Source organism: Pseudomonas sp. K2I15, from assembly GCF_002204795.1.
In the GTDB taxonomy this organism is placed as follows: Bacteria; Pseudomonadota; Gammaproteobacteria; order Pseudomonadales; family Pseudomonadaceae; genus Aquipseudomonas.
In genome coordinates this window covers 61,300-78,179 of record NZ_NIXO01000029.1, presented here as the reverse complement: position 1 = coordinate 78,179, position 16,880 = coordinate 61,300, and the positions used below count along the sequence as shown (strand labels likewise).

The following is a 16,880-nucleotide window of genomic DNA, read 5'->3' as shown; positions in this document are numbered from 1 at the left end:
CCCTACCCCCGCGCCACTCCTCAACCCCGGCGAAACCGTGGTGTTGTTCGACGGCGTGTGCAAGCTGTGCAACGGCTGGGCAAGGTTCCTGATTCGCCATGACCACGACCATCGCGTGCGGTTGGCGGCAGTGCAATCACCCGAGGGCCAGGCGTTGCTGGCATGGGCCGGATTGCCGCAGGATCAGTTCGACACCATCGCGGTGATCCGCGACCGGCACTGTTGGGAGCGTTCGGAGGCGGTGTTCGAAATCATTGCGCAACTGCCTGCCCGTTGGCGCCCACTGCTGGTGCTGCGCGCCATCCCGCGAGTGCTTCGGGATTGGGCTTACGATCGTATTGCCCGCAATCGCTATCGGCTCTTCGGAAAATACGACACCTGCCTGTTGCCGGATCCGGATCATGAACAGCGGTTTTTGAAGGCGCAGCCATGAACGCATTGGTGCGTATCAACTGGATCGCCCGGGGCGGCCTGGCGTTCATGTTTGCCTACCATGGGCTGGTGCCGAAGCTGCTGTGGCTGAGCCAAGGCGAACGGACGATGATGCAGGCGCACGGGATCGAACAGGTGCAGGTGTTCGCCACGCTGGCGGGAGTTGGGGAGATCGTTCTGGCGTTGTGGCTAGTGCTTTCGCCGCGCAGTGCCTGGCCGATTGCGGTGGCGGCAACGGCGCTGGTGGGGCTGCTGGTGGATGTGGCGATATTCAGCCCAGGGATGCTCAGGGAGGCGTTTAATCCTGTGTCGCTGAATGTGGCGGGGCTGGCGTTGTGTGCAGTGGCTTGGAATACCAGAGCTAGTTAAGCCTCTGCTTTAATCAGCACGCCACTCTTAACACGAGCATCCAGTATCGCGGAAAACTCCTCAAAATCGTGCGCGGATTCCGGGGCGACGTACATCAAGTTGGCAAAGTGGTCGGCGTAGTCTTGAAGGTAAAGGCCATTGCTCCCGTAATACTGCTGCGCGATCTCATTCCCAGCGTCGTTCAAGTCCTCCTCCGTAAATTTGCCATCGCAATACCTGAAGAGAAACTCGGTGGCGCAGAGTTCGCCGCTGATCACGAGGGCGACGGCTTCAGGCTCTTCCTCGGCGTGAAAGTCGCCAGCCCAGCCTTTAACAAAACACCATCTCAAGAACAGCGCTATGTGTGTGCCGCCGTGCTCCGGTGGTTGGCCTGCTGGAAAGTCTCCGCCATGGTGCCAGCTTGCATCATCGTATTTCATGGGCGTCCTTGAGGTGTTTTGCGTTGACATGAGGGTTTGATTTATCACGTTCGTGCAGGAGTCGGGTAGGTCTGTTTTCACACAGCCTGGACCCAAAGCAGACATTGCAGAGATGAAATCACGCTCGCTTAAGCCTCAGTTGGAAAAAGCAACCTTAATCGCCGCATCAGCTTGACCAGCGAGCAAAGCTATCTCAGCGGTGATGATCACCTCGCTCCAAGACAATTTGGCTGCGACGCACACTATTAAATCCAGCTCACAGTAGCGCCCGTCCAGTTCGGTTTTGACCCAAGCAAGGGTGCCCCCTAAGGTGGCCATCGTGACTGGGATAGAGATATACCGGCTTTCATCCGTCGGTCGCATGCCGCCACGACGACATTCGAAGTGAACGGCCATTCGTTCGTAGGTCTCAATGTCAACGCCATGCACGACGACGAAATAGGTTAAGCAATCATCTTGGTTCACTGTAGTAATCATATTTTTACAGTCTATCTCACAGACCAACTCGTCATTGGTGTCATAGCAGATAAGTTTCGCTTTTGGCCCACTTCTGCCAGTGCCGACCGGCTGCATTGGGTCGATTGCAGCCTGTCACAAAAAGCTATCCCCCTGAGCGGACACTCGCCAACGTCAGCCAAGATCAAAAAGCAGCTCGCCCCGTTACTGCAACGGAACATACACATCCGTTTGCCATTGATCCTGCGGTGTTTGCGGATACACGCTCAGGTAATGGAAGAACAGTGGCTGATCACGCAGTTCTTCGCCACTGGCAGGCAGCCAATCGCGGTAGATCGGATAGATCGATTCGCCGATGTGGTCCGGCGACCCCACGTGCCGCACTACGACGCAGCGACCGCCAGCAATGACCAGTTCGCGCACGCCGAACGCATTCGGTTTCACCGCCTCGTGAATCTCGCCGCAAATGGCGAAGCGGAATGCTTCTGCTGGCGTGGTGTCGGGGTTGCCGTAGGGAATGCCAAAGCTGCGACTCGATGCCACCGGCGACTGGCCGCTCTGCATGCGCCACTCGATGAACCTGCTCACGCTCTCATTGACGAGCCCGGGGGAGCCGCAATGCTCAAGCGCTGCGACCCGGACTTCGGGGAATTCCACGATTCGTACTTGCATGATGATAGTCCTGGAAAAATGAGGGATGGCGAACACCGCATGCCAGACCTGCCAGTTCGGCGCCTTCCTGAACGCACTCGGCGTCATACCGACCGCGCGCTTGAACGCCCTGCAAAATGCCTCGGGACTGTCGAAACCGGCACTGAGTGCCGCCTCCAGTACCGAGTGATCCGCAACGGCGGCCAAGCGATGGGCAGCGCGTCGTAGCCGCATCAGTTGCACATAACGTGAAACCGGAACGCCGACGAACGCGGTGAATTGGCGATGGAAGTGAAACGTCGAAAAATTCGCCACATGACTCAACGTCTTCACCGACAGATCACCTTCGAGATTCTCATCAATGTAGGCGAGTACGGCGTTGAAGCGCTTCGTGTAAGCGACGTTGATCGGCGTGTCAGACAATGGGACAAGCTCCTGGAAGTACGGTCGGCAATAGAGTCGACTATAGCGACGCGAGCATGCCTAGCCGGGTTTGCTCAACGCAGGTTTTGGGTTGGAACATCCATAGATGAGTGACCGCCCCTTTTACCCCCGCGACGTCTTCCATTGAGTGTGCGTAAGTCCGTAACACTTCGCCAAGGCAGGCGCGGCGGATATTTTCAGTTCGGCGTCATACAAGTGCACCGCACCTAACTTCATCGTGGCCGTTTGCGAACGAATGTTCGTAGTCGCTATGTGGAAATAGACGATGTCGTAAGCCATAAATGCATGCTCCAGCATCAACTGCTTAAGCTCGCGGTTGGAATTGCCACCCCACTTCGCACGCACCAGAAATGTAAAACCGATGGCAATGCTGTTCGGTAGGTCCGGCGGCGTGTAATAGCTTGATGTGCCAACGATATCCCCCGAGGCAATATCAATGACAGCGAGCGCCTTCTTCGTGGCGAGTAGAGAGGCGAAGTACGCCTCGAACACCTCGCGTTTATAGCGATCCCTGGCGGGATGGTCGCCCCAGATGTCTGGATCAGCCGCGGCCTGAAACATACCTTCAAGATCACTGTCTGCCAGAGGTTTAAGCCTCAGGGTGCTTCCGCACAGATCGGGTTGGCAGTCGAAGTCGGGGGCGGACATGGGTTTCTTTCCGATTGGCCAGGGGATGGAGCCAGTCTAGAGCGGCAGTTTGATAAAGAAAGATCCAATGTGACGGGTAATGATGGAGCCATCGCTGTAGGAAAGGGGACGGATTTATTTTCCGAGTAACAGCTGGCTGTGCGGTTTTAGATCGTTAGCTGCCCTTCCTGAAAGGCAGCTGTTGGCCGATACCTGCCTGTGGCAAACAGCAGGGAAAGCGCCAAACGCATATGTAATAAAACGGTGCTATCAGCTGCGGGATCACCCGCTCACTCGCGACGGTGGGCGGCCAAGATAAAAGCCATGGAGATCTTCCCGTGCCGCAAGCTCACCCACAGCGCCTTGGCTGACCACTTGGCCGGACTCCAATACATAGCCGACATGGGCGTGACGCAACGCAACGTTGACGTTCTGTTCGGCAATAAGAAAGCTCACACCGGCGTGCTGGTTAAGTTGACTGACGATGGTAAATATCTCCTCGACAATCTGCGGGGCCAGACCCATGGACGGTTCGTCCAGTAGCACCAGTTGCGGTTTGGCCATCAGTGCGCGGCCAATAGCGACCATCTGTTGCTCTCCCCCTGAGGTGTAGCCGGCCAGGCTTTTGCGGCGCAGTTTCAGCCGTGGGAAGTGGGCGTAGATCTGTTCCACTTCCTCGTGCAACTGGCGACGCGACAGGCGCCGGGCAAAGGCACCGGTCAGCAGGTTTTCTTCCACTGTCAGGTGGGCGAAACAGTGGCGCCCCTCCAGCACTTGCACCAGGCCATCGCGCACCAAACGGTCCGGCGTGCTCTGGGTGATGTCGCGGCCCTGGTAGTGAATGCTGCCGTGTACCACCTCGCCGCGCTCGGCACGCAGCAGGTTGGAGATGGCTTTTAAGGTGCTGCTTTTGCCGGCGCCATTGGCGCCCAGCAGCACGGCGATTTGCCCCTTGGCCACCTGCAGGGAAACCCCGCGCACGGCGAGGATGGCCTTCTCATACAGCACCTCGATGCCCTGCACCTGCAAAATCGGTATGTCGCTCATGGGCCTCTCTCCTGGGTTAATCGCGCGCAATGGCCGGCGCACATAGCGCGCCAGCCGGTTAAGGAATCAGGATTCCTTGCTGCAATCACGCGGGGTGATGCCCTTTTCGGCGGCGTATTTTTTCGACGAGGCTTCAATGATCGGCCGCAACAGCTTGCGGTCGGCCTGCACCCAGTCGCTGATCAGGTTCCATTTGGTGCCGTCCCATTGCTGGAAGCGCACGGCACCGCCGCCTTCGTGGTCAGAGCAGGACAATTGCAGCGGTTGCACCAGGCCCAGGGCGCCCAGCTCTTTGAGGCGCGCGTCGTCCAGTTTCAGATGTTCAAAGCCCCAGCGTACTTGTTCGCCAGTGAGCGGTTGCTTGCCGTATTTTTGCTGGGCAATGCGCACGGCTTCGACGTTGAGAATGCCGTTCACCACGCCGAGGTTGTAGTACACGTTGCCGAAGCGTTTCGGGTCGGCAAGGTCGCCCTGCCCCTTGTCTACCACGTCTTTTTTGATGCCTTGCAGCACCGGGAACTCGGTGCCCGAGGGGTGCGTGGTGATAGCGATATAGCCTTTTGCAGCGGCACCTGCCGGGGCGGCGTCGTCTTCGGAGTTGCTCCAGATGTTGCCGATGATATGGTCTGCCGGGAAGCCGACTTTCTGCGCGGATTTCAAGGCCACCGGGTTCATCACGCCCCAGCCACGCAGAATCACCCAGTCCGGTTTGGCGCGACGAATGTTCAGCCACTGCGACTGCTGTTCGTTGCCAGGGTGTGGCACTTCCAGCAGGGTCAGTTCAAAGCCATATTTGTCGGCCAGGGTTTGCAGCACTTCGTTGGTTTCTTTGCCATAGGGCGAGCCGTGGTACAGGGTGACGATCTTCTTGCCCTGCAATTTCTCCAGACCGCCGCTGCGCTGGCCGATGTAGTTGATGATCGCCGACACCTCGGAATAGGGGTTCAACTGCAGAGGGAATACGTAGGGAAACACGCTGCCGTCGGTGGAATCGGTGCGGCCATGGTTGATGGTGATCAGTGGCAGCTTGTCGGCGGTGGAGCGCTCCAGCGTCGCGTACGCAATGCCAACCGACAGCGGATTGGTGGCCGCAGCCGGCGCGCCATTCAGGCCCTTTTTCAGCCGCTCGTAGCACTCCACGCCCTTCTCGACCACGTACTCGGTTTCGCACTCGCTCCAGGTCAGCTTGACGCCGTTTACGCCGCCGTTGGCGTTGACGTATTTCATGTAGTCGATAAAACCACCAAAGAAGCCGGTGCCGCCGGCGGCGTAGGGCCCCACCCGGTAGCTTTGCAGCGGGAAGTACTGCTCGTTGTCGGCCTGGGCGCCAAGCGCCACGGTGGTGAGGCCGGCGGCCAGGGCCAGGGTGCCCCAGAAAGATCGTTTGAACATGTAGGTGTCCTTGTAAAAGAGAGGGTCAACGGTAGTTCGGGGCGTTGCGGTTCGCTCAGTAGCGCAGCGGCCATAGCCGTGCGCGCTCGCGAAATTTCTGCCAAAGGCGCGCAAGGCCTTCGGGCTCTTTAATCAGGAAGAAGATGATCAGCGCACCGAACACCATCTTTTGCAGGTTCTCGATTTGCCCGGCCTCGATCAACCCGGCCGGCAGCAAGGCGGCCAGGTTCGACAGCAAGATGGGAAACAGCACGATGAATGCGGCGCCGAGGAAGTTGCCGAGCAGGCTGCCCAGGCCGCCAATAATGATGATGAACAGAATCTGAAAAGAGCGGTTCAGGTCGAAGCCATTGGGCTCCACGGTGCCCAAATAAGTGAACGCCCACAGTGCACCGGCCACCCCGAGAAAGAAGCCGCTGATGGCGAAGGCCAACAGCTTGGTTTTTAGCAAGGGAATGCCGATGACCGCAGCGGCAGTGTCCATGTCGCGCACCGCCATCCAGTTGCGGCCCAGCTCGCTGCGCACCAAATTACCGCCCAGCCAGAACAGCCCCAGCACCACGCCCAACGTCAGCAGGTAACGGCCCACTGGCGAGTTCAGGTCGGCGCCGAAGATCGCCAGCGGCGGTGCACTGATCACGCCTGAGGCATCGTTGTTGGAGAACCAGGCGAAGCGGGTTAATGCCCACTGCACAAAAAACTGCGCAGCCAAGGTCGAGACCAACAGATAAAAGCCTTTGATGCGCAAACTGGGCAGGCCAAACAGCACGGCCACCAGTGCCGCGCAGACGCCGCCCAAAGCGATGTCCAGCAACAGCGGCAAGCCGGGAATGCGCAGATCAATGTTGTAGGTGGCAAACGCCCCAACGGCCATAAACGCCGCCGACCCCAGGGATAACTGGCCGGCATAACCGGTCAACAAATTCAGCCCCAACCCGGCCAGCGACAGCACCAGAAAGGGAATGAGGATGGCGCTGAACCAGTAGTCGTTACCTAAAAATGGCACCACCACGGCGCTGAACAGCAACAACAGCAGCACGCCGATGCGGTCCTGGCGCAAGCGAAATACCCGACGGTCCTGGGCGTAACGGGTACTGAATTGGCCACCTTCTTGATAAAACATCATGACGCTCCTTACACCCGTTCGATGGCGCGTTCGCCAAAAAGCCCAGCCGGGCGCACCAGCAAAAACAGCAGGGCCAGCACATAGGGAAACCAGTTTTCGATGCCACCGCCGATAATCGGGCCGATATACACCTCGGCCAGTTTTTCGCTGGCGCCGATAATCAGGCCGCCGACAATGGCCCCGCTGATAGAGGTAAAGCCACCGATGATCAGCACCGGCAACGCCTTGAGCACCACCAGCGACAGCGAGAATTGCACCCCCAGCCGCGCGCCCCAGAGCAGCCCGGCCACCAGGCCGACAAAGCCGGCCACCGACCAGACAATTGCCCAGATATGCGGCAAGCGAATGCCCACGGCCAACGCGGCCAGCGGGTCGTCCGCCACCGCGCGCAGCGACAGGCCAATGCGGGTTTTTTTGAACAGCAGCGACAGCACTGCCACCAGCACGGCGGCGGTTACGGCGGCGAAAATGTCGAACTGCGACAGCAAGATGCCTCCCAGTTCCAACGGCTCATCGCTGATGCCCAAGTCCAGGCCATGCACCTGAGCGCCCCACAACGCCTGCGCCAGCCCTTCAATCACATAGGAAAGCCCGAGGGTGGCCATAAACAGGGTGATAGGCGAACGGTTAACCAACGGCCGCAGCACCACCCGCTCGATCACCAGCGCCATCAGCACCATCGCCGCCAGGGTCAGCACAAACGCCAACCAGAACGGCACACCGCGCTCCAGCAAGCTCACGAAGGTCAGCGCGGCAAACAGCACCATCGCGCCCTGGGCGAAATTGAACACGCCTGAGGCCTTGTAGATCAGCACAAAGCCGATGGCGACCAAGGCATACATCACCCCGGCAAGCAGGCCGCCTATGAGCACTTCAAAGAAAAATTCCATGATCGATCCTGTAGGGCGAGCGAAGCCTGAGCGCCGTGGATGACAGCAGCGCTGAACGGGCTAAAAGCGTCAGTGCCGGGTGCCGAGGTAGGCGGCAATCACCTCGGGGTTGCGTTGAATATCTGCCGGCGGGCCATCGCCAATCTTGCGGCCGTAGTCCAGCACCACCACATGGTCAGAAATGCCCATGACCACGCCGACATCGTGCTCGATCAACACCACCGTGGTGCCGAACGCTCGGTTGATGTCGACGATAAAACCGCTCATCTGCGCCTTCTCTTCGGCGTTCATGCCGGCCATGGGTTCATCCAGCAGCAGCAAGCGCGGTTCAGCCGCCAGGGCGCGGGCAAGCTCCACGCGTTTTTGCAGACCGTAAGGCAAGGTACCGACCGTAGCGTCGCGCCAGGGCTGGATATGTAAAAACTCGATAATGCGTTCGGCCGCGTGCCGCTGGGCATCGTCTTCAGCCGGCGCCCGCCCCATACGCAGCGCTTGTTCCAGCCAGGTGCTGCGACGCTTGAGGTTGCGCCCGCTGAGCACGTTGTCGAGCACGCTCATGCCTTTGAACAAGGCGATGTTCTGAAAGGTGCGGGCGATGCCACGCACCGCTGCATCGTGAGCACGCATGCGCCTGCGCAATTCACCGGCATACCGCACCTGCCCTTCCTGGGCCTGGTACACGCCGTTGATGACGTTGAGCAGCGAACTTTTACCCGCCCCATTTGGCCCGATCAGGGCGCAGATCTCCCCCGCCGCCACCGCAAAGCTGATATCGGTGATTGCCTTTACGCCCTTGAACGACAGGGAAATATTGTTCAGCTCCAGCAGTGGAGCCGTCGCAGCGGCGTTTGTCATAGCGCGTTTCCTTGTCCGGCCAGTCGAGGTTCAAGGCGGCTCCAGCCAGCCGACGCCAACCCCGGGCGAGCAACGGGGCTGTGCCACTGCGCCGGGTCCGGCCAGGTACGCACGTTGATGCCCAGCGCGTTGAAAAACACCTGCACCGGCTCATCCAACGGCTCACCCACCAACAACGCCGCGCGGGTGCGGCTAAACCCCAGCACGTCTCGCAGAGGCCGGCGAATCAGCCAGTAACCCACGCCGCGTCGCCAGCTGCCTGGCGCCGGGCGCAGCGCCCAGTCCACCAAGCGGCGACGCCAGCTGCCTGCCTCTGGCAACCGGTGCAGCACCTGGGTATGCAGGCGCCCGTAGGTATCGCGAGTGCCGGCCACCAGCGTTGGGCCGAGCTCACGGCGGTCGTGATCACGGGTCGCCAGGCTCTCGGGGAAATTCAAACGAAAGCCGGTGATCAACCAGGGCGCCAGCAGGTAACGAGCTTGCCCGCCCGCCGCAAAAGCGCGGGCCGCCAAGGCTTCCTCATGCCGACCTAATTGCTCGTGCTGCACCACATGCAAACCGTGCTGCAGCAACTCACTGTGGCTGATGCGTTGGCACTCCAGCTCACCCGTCGCGGCTTGGCGATACAGGGCAAACGCGGTGGCGTCCGCCCGTGCCTGCGATGGGCTCAGCGCATCACGGCGCTCGCCCAACAGTGTTTGGTAATCCACCGCCGCAGCCGCCAGGCCATCGTTCGCCACGCCGCGCTTGTCGGCATAGAGCAACAGGCCCGGCGTTACCCCGGCGCCGTGTACACGGCGCAGCTCAGCCAAGCCTTCGGCGAACAGGAAGTGTGGTTGCAGCTCGCTCAACAGCGCGGCTTGTGGCGCAGCGGGCTCTAATGGGTCAAGCAGCACCGCTTCGCCACCCAGCCATTGCGCCGCCAGCGATAACAGCAGCGCTTGCGGGCGCGGACGGCTCAGCACCAGCAAACTCGCCCCAGCGCCAAACCCGTTAGCCTGCAACCCGTCAGCCAGCGTACGCACTTCCTCGGCCACCTGCGCCCAGCTGCGCACCTGCCAAATGCCCAGGTGTTTATGGCGCAAGGCAATGCCAGCCGGTTGGCGCCGCGCCTGTTCCTGCAACCAGGCGGGCAAGGTGGTCAGGCTGTTATCGGTTCGCTGTACGCTGCTCATCCACCGGCCCTCATGCCACTTCCTGGGCCGTGCAGTGGGTGCGGGAGACGTCGCCACGGAAAGTGAAGTTGTCATGGGTCATAGCTATTTATCCTGTTGCAGGGCAACCCGTGTGGCGACCATGCAGCAGCAAGAGCAGCAACCATGCCATGTAGCTTTTACTTTATTTATCAATGAATTGAAGACATTGCACGACGAGCACTGCTGTCCTGCGAAGCACAACCTGTTGATCAACTGTTGCCGCGCCAACAGTTAAAACCGTCAGGCACAGGCTGAGCAATGAGCTGCACCCTCCAAGGAAATCGTGATGACCGTACAGCAACAGCACCTGCCCGCTTGTGTCCGATAACACAGCCGAACTATTCAGCCACCCACCCACAGCCCAACCAACGCCCACGGCGTCATCTTCGTCACCATGATCATCACGATCACAAACATCCCCGAAAACCCGAAAACGCCCATCCAGAACCATTTCCTGTAAACGCCGCGGTATCCATCCTCAAGCGCCTTGCCCGTCTCAACCGCGCTCAGCGCCATCTGCTGCAAGCGCTTTTGCAGCACCAACACCGGCAGCCAAAGCGCCCCCACGCACAGGAAGATGATCAGCGAGGTCAGCACCCATTCAGTGATCAATGGCAGCCCCGCAAGCTTGATCAGCAGGAAGCCGGTGATGATCTGGATGAAGCCCGCCGGCGTGGTAATCCAGGTATCAAACTGCACCACCATCCGCGCCACGTGGGCGATCACTTGCGGGTTGGCCGTGCGGCTTGCGGCGATCAGGTACAGGTAGGAACCCATGCCAAAGCCGAACAGGAAAATCGCCGCGATGATGTGGATGTACTTCAGGCACAGGTAGAGCATGGCTCAGCCCTGCCCGTCAGAGAAATGCACGGCCAGGCTCAGGTTTGCCGGGTCGTTGATGGCGGCGATGTATTCGTCGACGGTGATCTCGCCTACGCACGGACGGGCGCCGGGTTCGGGCACATAGCCCTGGGCGATTTTGATCGCCAGGGCCACGGCGGCGCAGCTGGGAATTTCCGGGCCTTTGTCGTTCAAGGCCGTCAGTTGCACCGCCAGGGACAGCGGCTGCCCTTCTGTACCAAGGCCCTGCACGTCGATGTACATCGCGCTTTTGCCATCGCCGAAGCGTTCGAACCAGGTGCCCAGCCGATGCAGCCGTGCGGCCCAGGCTACGTGGTCACGCACGACTCCCGTGCGCAGCGCCTGGGCCAGCAGGTAGTTGGCGACGCCACCCAGCTTGAGCCCGGCACCTGCCTTGAAACTCAGGGTGTGGGCGCCATAACGGCCGGCGAAGATGTCCATGTCGGGCACGTCCACATTGGCCAGGACTCGCGTGCCGAGTTGGGGCATCTTGCGCAGTGTCAGGTCCTGCCAGCCCAGCACCTCATGCACCTGGCCATGCCTGAGTTGCTTGATCGGTTTGCCCGCGTAGGCCAGCACGCCTTCGACGGTGGACAACCCCGGCATCTTGGCCGAGGAGGAAATGCCATGCTCGATCGAGTCGATGCGGGTGAAGCGATAGCGGTACTGATCGATGATGGCGGACGACAACGTCGGCACTGAGCTGCAACCACTGAGAATCGCCACGCCCGCGTGCCGGGCTTGTGCATCCAGCACGCCCACACCGTTGACGAAAGTGCGGCAGTCGGACAGGTCGCAGTAGTTCACGCCTGCGTCGATGCAGCGCTGGGCAACGGCATAGGATTGCCCCTGGAACGGGCCGCCGGTGTGGATCACCAACTGGATGTTCATCGACTGCAAAACGGATGCGAACCCGGCACCCATGGCATCGCCGCACCAGCTTTCGCAGGCTGTGCCCGATCGGCTTTTCAGCTCATCCACTTTGCGCTGCAACTTGTGTGGATCGCGGCCCGAGATCACCAGTTCAATGCCCGGCGCTACCGCCAAATGTCGGCAAACGATGCTGCCAAAATTGCCGTAGCCACCGACCACCATCACCCTGAGTGCCATTCATTCTTCCCTAAACAATCGATCATGCGCTGAGCCTGAGGCAGACTGGCGGCTGAGGCGGCTAAAGATACCCGATTTGTTTAACCGCTTGAGCCGAGATCAACAGGAAGAGTCAAATAATGGAGCTATACACCCAGCGGCTTTACATGCGGCAGCTGGAGGCCGTTGAGCTGGTCGACGAAATGCAAAGGGCCGGTCAAGCATTGACTGGCCCGGAAAATTCAGTGATGCGCAACTGGCTGCCGAGCCGGTGCGAAAGGCTCAGGATCGTGAAGTGGCTCGGCGGTTTGATCCTGCGTGGCTAATAGTCATTTGGCTGTTTCTTCCATGGCCTGGTGCGTTGCAGGAGCGGTCGATTCGGCGGGGTTCAAAAAAGCATCGAAGCGTTCCCGATCGAACAGGTTTTCCCATCGGCAGATCACAAATACGGCGACACTGTTGCCAATGACATTGGTGGTCGATGTGGCGATGGCCAGCACGCGATCAATACCAAATAGCAGGCCCAGCGAGCCCAGTGGCAACACGCGTACTGATTCAAGGGTTGCAGCCAGCTTGATTACAGCTCCACCCGCCGCGCCTGCGCCGCCCTTGGACGTCAGGAGCATTACCCCGAGCAGACTCAACTGCTGCCCGAAAGACAAGCTGGTATCCGTGGCCTGGGCGAGAAATCCCAAGCCGCAGGCCATGTACAAACAGGCCCCATCGATGTTGAAGCTGTACCCGGCCGGCAGAACGAACCCCACCACGGCTTCGTCGCAGCCTGCCTGGGTCAGCTTCGTGACCAGTTTTGGAAACGCCGCCTCGCTCGACGCGGTACCCATGGCCACAATCGCTTCCTCTTTGATGACTCGCAGAATCTTGATGATCGAAAAACCGGCCAGCGCCGCCACGCTGCCAAGAACCAGGAATATAAAGATCAGCACACTGGCGTAATACGTGAGGATGTAGCGAAGCAGGTAAACAAGTGTCTGGGATCCGAAGCCGCCGACCGCTGAAGCCATAGCGCCAAATGCCCCAATAGGAGAAAGTCGCATGATGTAAGTCAGCAACTTGAACGTCACGGTCTGTCCTTCGGTGAGCAAGCGCATGCCCACCCAATCCGGCTTCGCACACTGAGCCAGCGCCAGGCCCACCAGTACCGAAACGAACAGCACTGGCAGGATGTCACCCTCCACGAAGGCTGAAGCCAGGGTTTTCGGGATGATCGATAAGAAGAAGTGCTCCAGGCTGAACCCGCCACCTGACATGGCTGCATTGACCGTCGCAGCCTGCCCAGCAGACAGTTCGTTGCCCATCCGTGCATGCAGCCCGTCACCCGGGCGCACCAGGGACACCACCGTAAAACCCACGGCCATCGCCAGGCTACTGACCACCTCAAAGTAGATCAGGGTCTTGATGCCGATCCGTCCGAGTCGACGGAAATCACCAATGTGCGCAATACCGTGAACGACGGTGAAAAAGATGATGGGCCCCAGTAGCATCTTCAGTAATGCGATGAACGCAGTACCCAGGGGCTTCATTTTTACCGCAATGTCAGGGGCTATTAGCCCGAGCGCTATTGCCAGCGCCATGGCGATGAGTACCTGGATGTATAGCTTCGCGAGTAGTTTCATGGAGCTCTCGACATTGTTATTGTCAAGGCAGGGTCGCACGCGCGCGCCACGTGGGATAATACGTTCAGGTTGGAGTGTTATACCTTTCCTTTATACCTGGTGAGCCTGGTCAATCAAGCTTGCGAGCAGGGCTGCTGCTACCAGCACCTGGTGAGACTTCATGATGCCCATACGCTGCCGCATCAGTCGGTGCGTGCCTGACCTGCCAGGGTATTCCCCGCTCGCTTACGGGCAACTATCGGCCAAAAACGGTCGCTCACTGTCTAAGATATCCGGGGCGATTCAAACCTCAACGCAGATGCCTCCAACCAACGCCCCTGCTTGCAACGACAACCAGCAGGGGCGCTGGAGGCGTGTTGGCCAGCGCAGTCAAATATTAAAACCACGTTTCCATTTGTATACCGTATTGCCATACACCACCGGCATTGAAGTCCGTCTTGCCGAAGGAGTCTGAGGTACTGTATCTGTCCAGGTCCGAAGACCAATTCATGAAGCTTGCGAACACACGTAGCTCGGGACGAGTGAGCAAGTCTCCAACGTCAGGCTTGAATGTTGGGGCGACAGTGAATTTCCAAAAATTACCGTCGACCGCATTACGTTGTAGATAGCCCTTGGGGTCGAGGTTCATGGTTTGCCAGCTCATTTCGTAGGCCATCTCGAAGTTGCTGTTGATTGTGTTAGCCAATCGCACGTTCAGGGTCAACCAGCGGTAGTCGTCACCTTTGACGTATCTATCCTTGCTCTGTTCGGCGAGCAAGCTGGGCCCAATGCGCCAGTCAGGCGCAATGGGTGTCTCACCGTAAAGTGCCAGACGCAGCGTTCGGGCATCGTCAATCAGCTCACCATCCGAGCCAACATTTTTAACCTCCGCTCCCAGACCTTGCCCATAGAGCAGCGCCGTTTTGAAAAAGCCTTCCCTGCCGAAAAAGTCTTTCTGGTGATTGGCCAGCATGCTATGCAAACCGGAGTCCGCAGGCGTCAAACCCGCTTCATTGGTGCGGGTGCCGAAATCGTTTTTCTTTGCGCCGATGGCATTAAACATCCACTGCCACTGACCATCCTCGAAGAACTGGTTGGAGGTCAGAATGTAGCTTTCCACATCGGCATTAATACCGCCCTGACTGAAATCCCCGTAGCTACGCCCAATCAAGGAGTAGTTCGAACGCCAATTTTTGTTCATCTGTATATCGTAGATACCACCGCCAGTGCCCGCCAGGTAGACGACGTCCGAGTCCAGCCAGTGGATATCGAAATTATCTCTATCGAATCGCTTACCTGCCCACAGGGTGGCGTTCTCGAACACTGAATTGCCCTTGAACGCAGCAATATGATCGAGCGCTGTGAATACCTGGCGCACGTTCAGTTTGCTTTCGTCGGCCGTCCAGTCATTGGAACTTTCTACGCCGTCGGCGATGGAGACCGTGAACTTGGAACGGGTGCCGTTTTGCGCATAGATTTCTTTCGACAGGTCTATACGCATGTAGGTGTCGTCTTCGTTACCGAGTCGCCCGACGGCACCACCAACCGAGCCAGCCGGCGTTGTATAAGGGCCGCCACGGCCACCACCAAGTCCCTGGTCGATAAGCAATCCAGAGCGGGCATAACCCTTGAAGCTAAACCCATCAGCGAGGTTTGCAGTGCCGGCCTGTTTTTCGATGCTTTCCTGGCGGGCTTCGAGTTTTGCCAACCGAGTGTCCACAGTGGGCGCCGCAATGGCTGTCGCACTGGACACCGCTGGCTGCAAGGTGGGTGTGGTGAGTTTGATCTGCTGCAATTCCCTGGCGAGTGCCTGGGTTTGTTGTTCGGCTGCGGCTGCACGCTTTTCCGCTGCGCTGGCACGGGCTTCAAACGCAGCCATGCGTTCTTCCAGAGTCGCGGCCTGGGCGGTCGCCGTCGTAGTGCCGAGCACGCCTGCGAGTAGCCAGCTTGATGCTTTCTGCATGTGAATTTCCTAGATTGTTTTTATTGTTTTTTGTTCTTGCGACGGCCACTTTTCGTGATCTGTGAATTGTCACAAGGAACGAAAAAAGGATGCCTAATCGCAATTACGCTGCTACATTTGGCGATGTTAACGTTACCTTCTCTAAAAACAAAAATAAATGGTGTTCAATGAAACAGCTGAAATCGCTTCTTCCCGCCGCACTATTCACCCTCTGTGTCGGACTCCCATCCGTCTCGAGCGCAGCCGATTTGACGATCTCGTGCGGCGCGGTGGGTGCGGAGCTGCAACTCTGCAAAGAGGCTGTCGAGGCGTGGTCGAAACAGACCGGAAACAACGTCCAGGTGGTTTCCACGCCTAACTCGGCGACCGAGAGGTTGTCGTTCTACCAACAAATTCTCAGTGCGCAGTCCACTGACATCGACATCATTCAAATCGATATGGTGTGGCCCGGGATGCTGGCCAAACATCTGATGGATCTGCGCGAAGTGCTGCCTGCCAACGCGACCCAAGGCTACTTCCAGGCACAGGTGGATAACGCGACAGTGAATGGACGGCTGGTGATGATGCCGTGGTTCACCGACTCGGGGCTGCTGTATTACCGCAAAGACTTGCTCGAGAAATACAACAAGCAGGTTCCCCAGACCTGGGAGGAAATGACCACTACCGCCAGGGATGTTCAAACGGCTGAACGCAACGCCGGGAACGCCAATGTGTGGGGTTACATCTTTCAGGGACGCGCTTACGAGGGGCTGACGTGTAATGCGCTGGAGTGGATCAGCAGCCAGCCGGAAGGCGGACTGGTCAATCCACAAGGAGATATCGTGGTCAACAGTCAGGCCTCAAGAACTGCATTGGCCCTGGCGAAAAGCTGGGTGGGAGACATCTCCCCGCGCGGCGTACTCAACTACACCGAGGAAGAGGGACGTGGCGTATTCCAGTCGGGAAATGCGTTGTTCATGCGTAACTGGCCTTATGTCTGGGCCCTGGTGCAAAGCCAGGACAGTGTCGTAAAAGACAAGGTCGGGGTCGCTCCCCTACCCCGAGGCGGCATGTCCGGCACCCACGCATCCACTCTCGGTGGCTGGGGCCTGGCGGTATCGCGTTACAGCGCTCATCCAAAACTTGCCGCGGAACTGGTGAGCTACCTGACCAGTACCCAACAGCAAAAACATCGTGCCCTGATAGGCGCCTATAACCCGGTTATCGAGTCGCTGTATCAAGATCCCGAACTGCTCGCGGCAATGCCTTACTACAGTCAGCTCCACAGCATTCTCAATGACGGGGTCATGCGTCCCGCTTCAATAACCGCCGAGCGCTATCCACGGGTCTCCAATGCGTTCTTCGATCGAGTGCATGGCGTGCTGGCGGGCGAGTTGCCTGTCGATCAGGCGCTGGCCGAACTGGAAAGCGAACTCACGCGCGTCAAACGCAAGAATTGGTAAGCCACAAG

Annotated in this window: 18 protein-coding genes; 4 read left to right on the top strand and 14 right to left on the bottom strand. The window is 58.8% G+C overall.

What is annotated here, in order from left to right; translation table 11 throughout:
- Both CEC48_RS18325 and CEC48_RS18320 read left to right on the top strand, forming a co-directional pair.
- Positions 1–433, top strand: a 433-nt coding sequence (locus tag CEC48_RS18325; RefSeq protein ID WP_088425018.1) for a thiol-disulfide oxidoreductase DCC family protein, incomplete at its 5' end; no start/stop codon positions are given.
- A complete protein-coding gene (locus tag CEC48_RS18320; protein ID WP_088425014.1) occupies positions 430–801 on the top strand; it encodes a DoxX-like family protein in 372 nt (123 codons plus the stop codon). The genes CEC48_RS18325 and CEC48_RS18320, both read left to right, overlap by 4 nt.
- Here CEC48_RS18320 and CEC48_RS18315 read toward each other — a convergent pair.
- The 12 genes from CEC48_RS18315 to CEC48_RS18260 all read right to left on the bottom strand — a co-directional run bounded on the left by CEC48_RS18315 (position 798) and on the right by CEC48_RS18260 (position 11,875).
- Entirely contained in the window at positions 798–1,220 is a 423-nt protein-coding gene (locus tag CEC48_RS18315; RefSeq protein ID WP_088425013.1) for a hypothetical protein, read from the bottom strand. The genes CEC48_RS18320 and CEC48_RS18315 overlap by 4 nt on opposite strands.
- 135 nt (positions 1,221–1,355) lie before the next feature.
- Positions 1,356–1,697, bottom strand: a complete 342-nt coding sequence (locus CEC48_RS18310; RefSeq protein ID WP_141099684.1) for a hypothetical protein — start codon at positions 1,695–1,697, stop codon at positions 1,356–1,358.
- Positions 1,698–1,880: 183 nt separating this feature from the next.
- Positions 1,881–2,750 (bottom strand): GyrI-like domain-containing protein, encoded by an 870-nt coding sequence (locus CEC48_RS18305; protein ID WP_088425011.1) that lies wholly within the window; start codon positions 2,748–2,750, stop codon positions 1,881–1,883.
- Between the two features lie 123 nt (positions 2,751–2,873).
- Positions 2,874–3,419, bottom strand: coding sequence for a GNAT family N-acetyltransferase (locus CEC48_RS18300; protein WP_088425010.1), 546 nt, complete (start codon positions 3,417–3,419; stop codon positions 2,874–2,876).
- 261 nt (positions 3,420–3,680) lie between these two features.
- Positions 3,681–4,445 carry an ABC transporter ATP-binding protein gene (locus tag CEC48_RS18295; RefSeq protein ID WP_088425009.1) on the bottom strand — a complete coding sequence of 255 codons (765 nt, stop codon included), beginning with the start codon at positions 4,443–4,445 and terminating at the stop codon, positions 3,681–3,683.
- A gap of 66 nt (positions 4,446–4,511) precedes the next feature.
- Complete coding sequence (locus tag CEC48_RS18290) at positions 4,512–5,837, bottom strand: ABC transporter substrate-binding protein (protein ID WP_088425008.1); 1,326 nt, start codon at positions 5,835–5,837, stop codon at positions 4,512–4,514.
- Positions 5,838–5,892: 55 nt separating this feature from the next.
- On the bottom strand, positions 5,893–6,960 hold the full coding sequence (locus CEC48_RS18285) for a branched-chain amino acid ABC transporter permease (RefSeq protein ID WP_088425007.1): 1,068 nt from the start codon (positions 6,958–6,960) through the stop codon (positions 5,893–5,895).
- Between the two features lie 11 nt (positions 6,961–6,971).
- Positions 6,972–7,853 (bottom strand): branched-chain amino acid ABC transporter permease, encoded by an 882-nt coding sequence (locus CEC48_RS18280; protein ID WP_088425006.1) that lies wholly within the window; start codon positions 7,851–7,853, stop codon positions 6,972–6,974.
- A gap of 69 nt (positions 7,854–7,922) precedes the next feature.
- Positions 7,923–8,708 carry an ABC transporter ATP-binding protein gene (locus tag CEC48_RS18275; protein ID WP_088425005.1) on the bottom strand — a complete coding sequence of 262 codons (786 nt, stop codon included), beginning with the start codon at positions 8,706–8,708 and terminating at the stop codon, positions 7,923–7,925.
- Entirely contained in the window at positions 8,705–9,883 is a 1,179-nt protein-coding gene (locus tag CEC48_RS18270; RefSeq protein ID WP_088425004.1) for an AMP-binding protein, read from the bottom strand. The genes CEC48_RS18275 and CEC48_RS18270 overlap by 4 nt, the downstream gene beginning before the upstream one ends.
- A 363-nt stretch (positions 9,884–10,246) precedes the next feature.
- Positions 10,247–10,744, bottom strand: coding sequence for a DUF2269 domain-containing protein (locus CEC48_RS18265; protein ID WP_088425003.1), 498 nt, complete (start codon positions 10,742–10,744; stop codon positions 10,247–10,249).
- Positions 10,745–10,747: 3 nt separating this feature from the next.
- Entirely contained in the window at positions 10,748–11,875 is a 1,128-nt protein-coding gene (locus tag CEC48_RS18260; protein WP_088425002.1) for a saccharopine dehydrogenase family protein, read from the bottom strand.
- Between the two features lie 119 nt (positions 11,876–11,994).
- Here CEC48_RS18260 and CEC48_RS18255 point away from each other — a divergent pair, with 119 nt between their 5' ends.
- Complete coding sequence (locus CEC48_RS18255) at positions 11,995–12,180, top strand: hypothetical protein (protein WP_088425001.1); 186 nt, start codon at positions 11,995–11,997, stop codon at positions 12,178–12,180.
- 3 nt (positions 12,181–12,183) lie between these two features.
- Here the strand turns inward: CEC48_RS18255 and CEC48_RS18250 are convergent, their stop codons facing one another.
- Together CEC48_RS18250 and CEC48_RS18245 are read right to left on the bottom strand one after the other, a co-directional pair.
- Positions 12,184–13,488 carry a cation:dicarboxylate symporter family transporter gene (locus CEC48_RS18250; RefSeq protein ID WP_088425000.1) on the bottom strand — a complete coding sequence of 435 codons (1,305 nt, stop codon included), beginning with the start codon at positions 13,486–13,488 and terminating at the stop codon, positions 12,184–12,186.
- Between the two features lie 376 nt (positions 13,489–13,864).
- Positions 13,865–15,430 (bottom strand): carbohydrate porin, encoded by a 1,566-nt coding sequence (locus CEC48_RS18245; protein WP_088424999.1) that lies wholly within the window; start codon positions 15,428–15,430, stop codon positions 13,865–13,867.
- Positions 15,431–15,597: 167 nt separating this feature from the next.
- Between CEC48_RS18245 and CEC48_RS18240 the strand changes: the two genes are divergently transcribed.
- Positions 15,598–16,872, top strand: coding sequence for an ABC transporter substrate-binding protein (locus tag CEC48_RS18240; protein ID WP_088425017.1), 1,275 nt, complete (start codon positions 15,598–15,600; stop codon positions 16,870–16,872).
- The last annotated feature ends 8 nt before the right edge of the window (positions 16,873–16,880 follow it).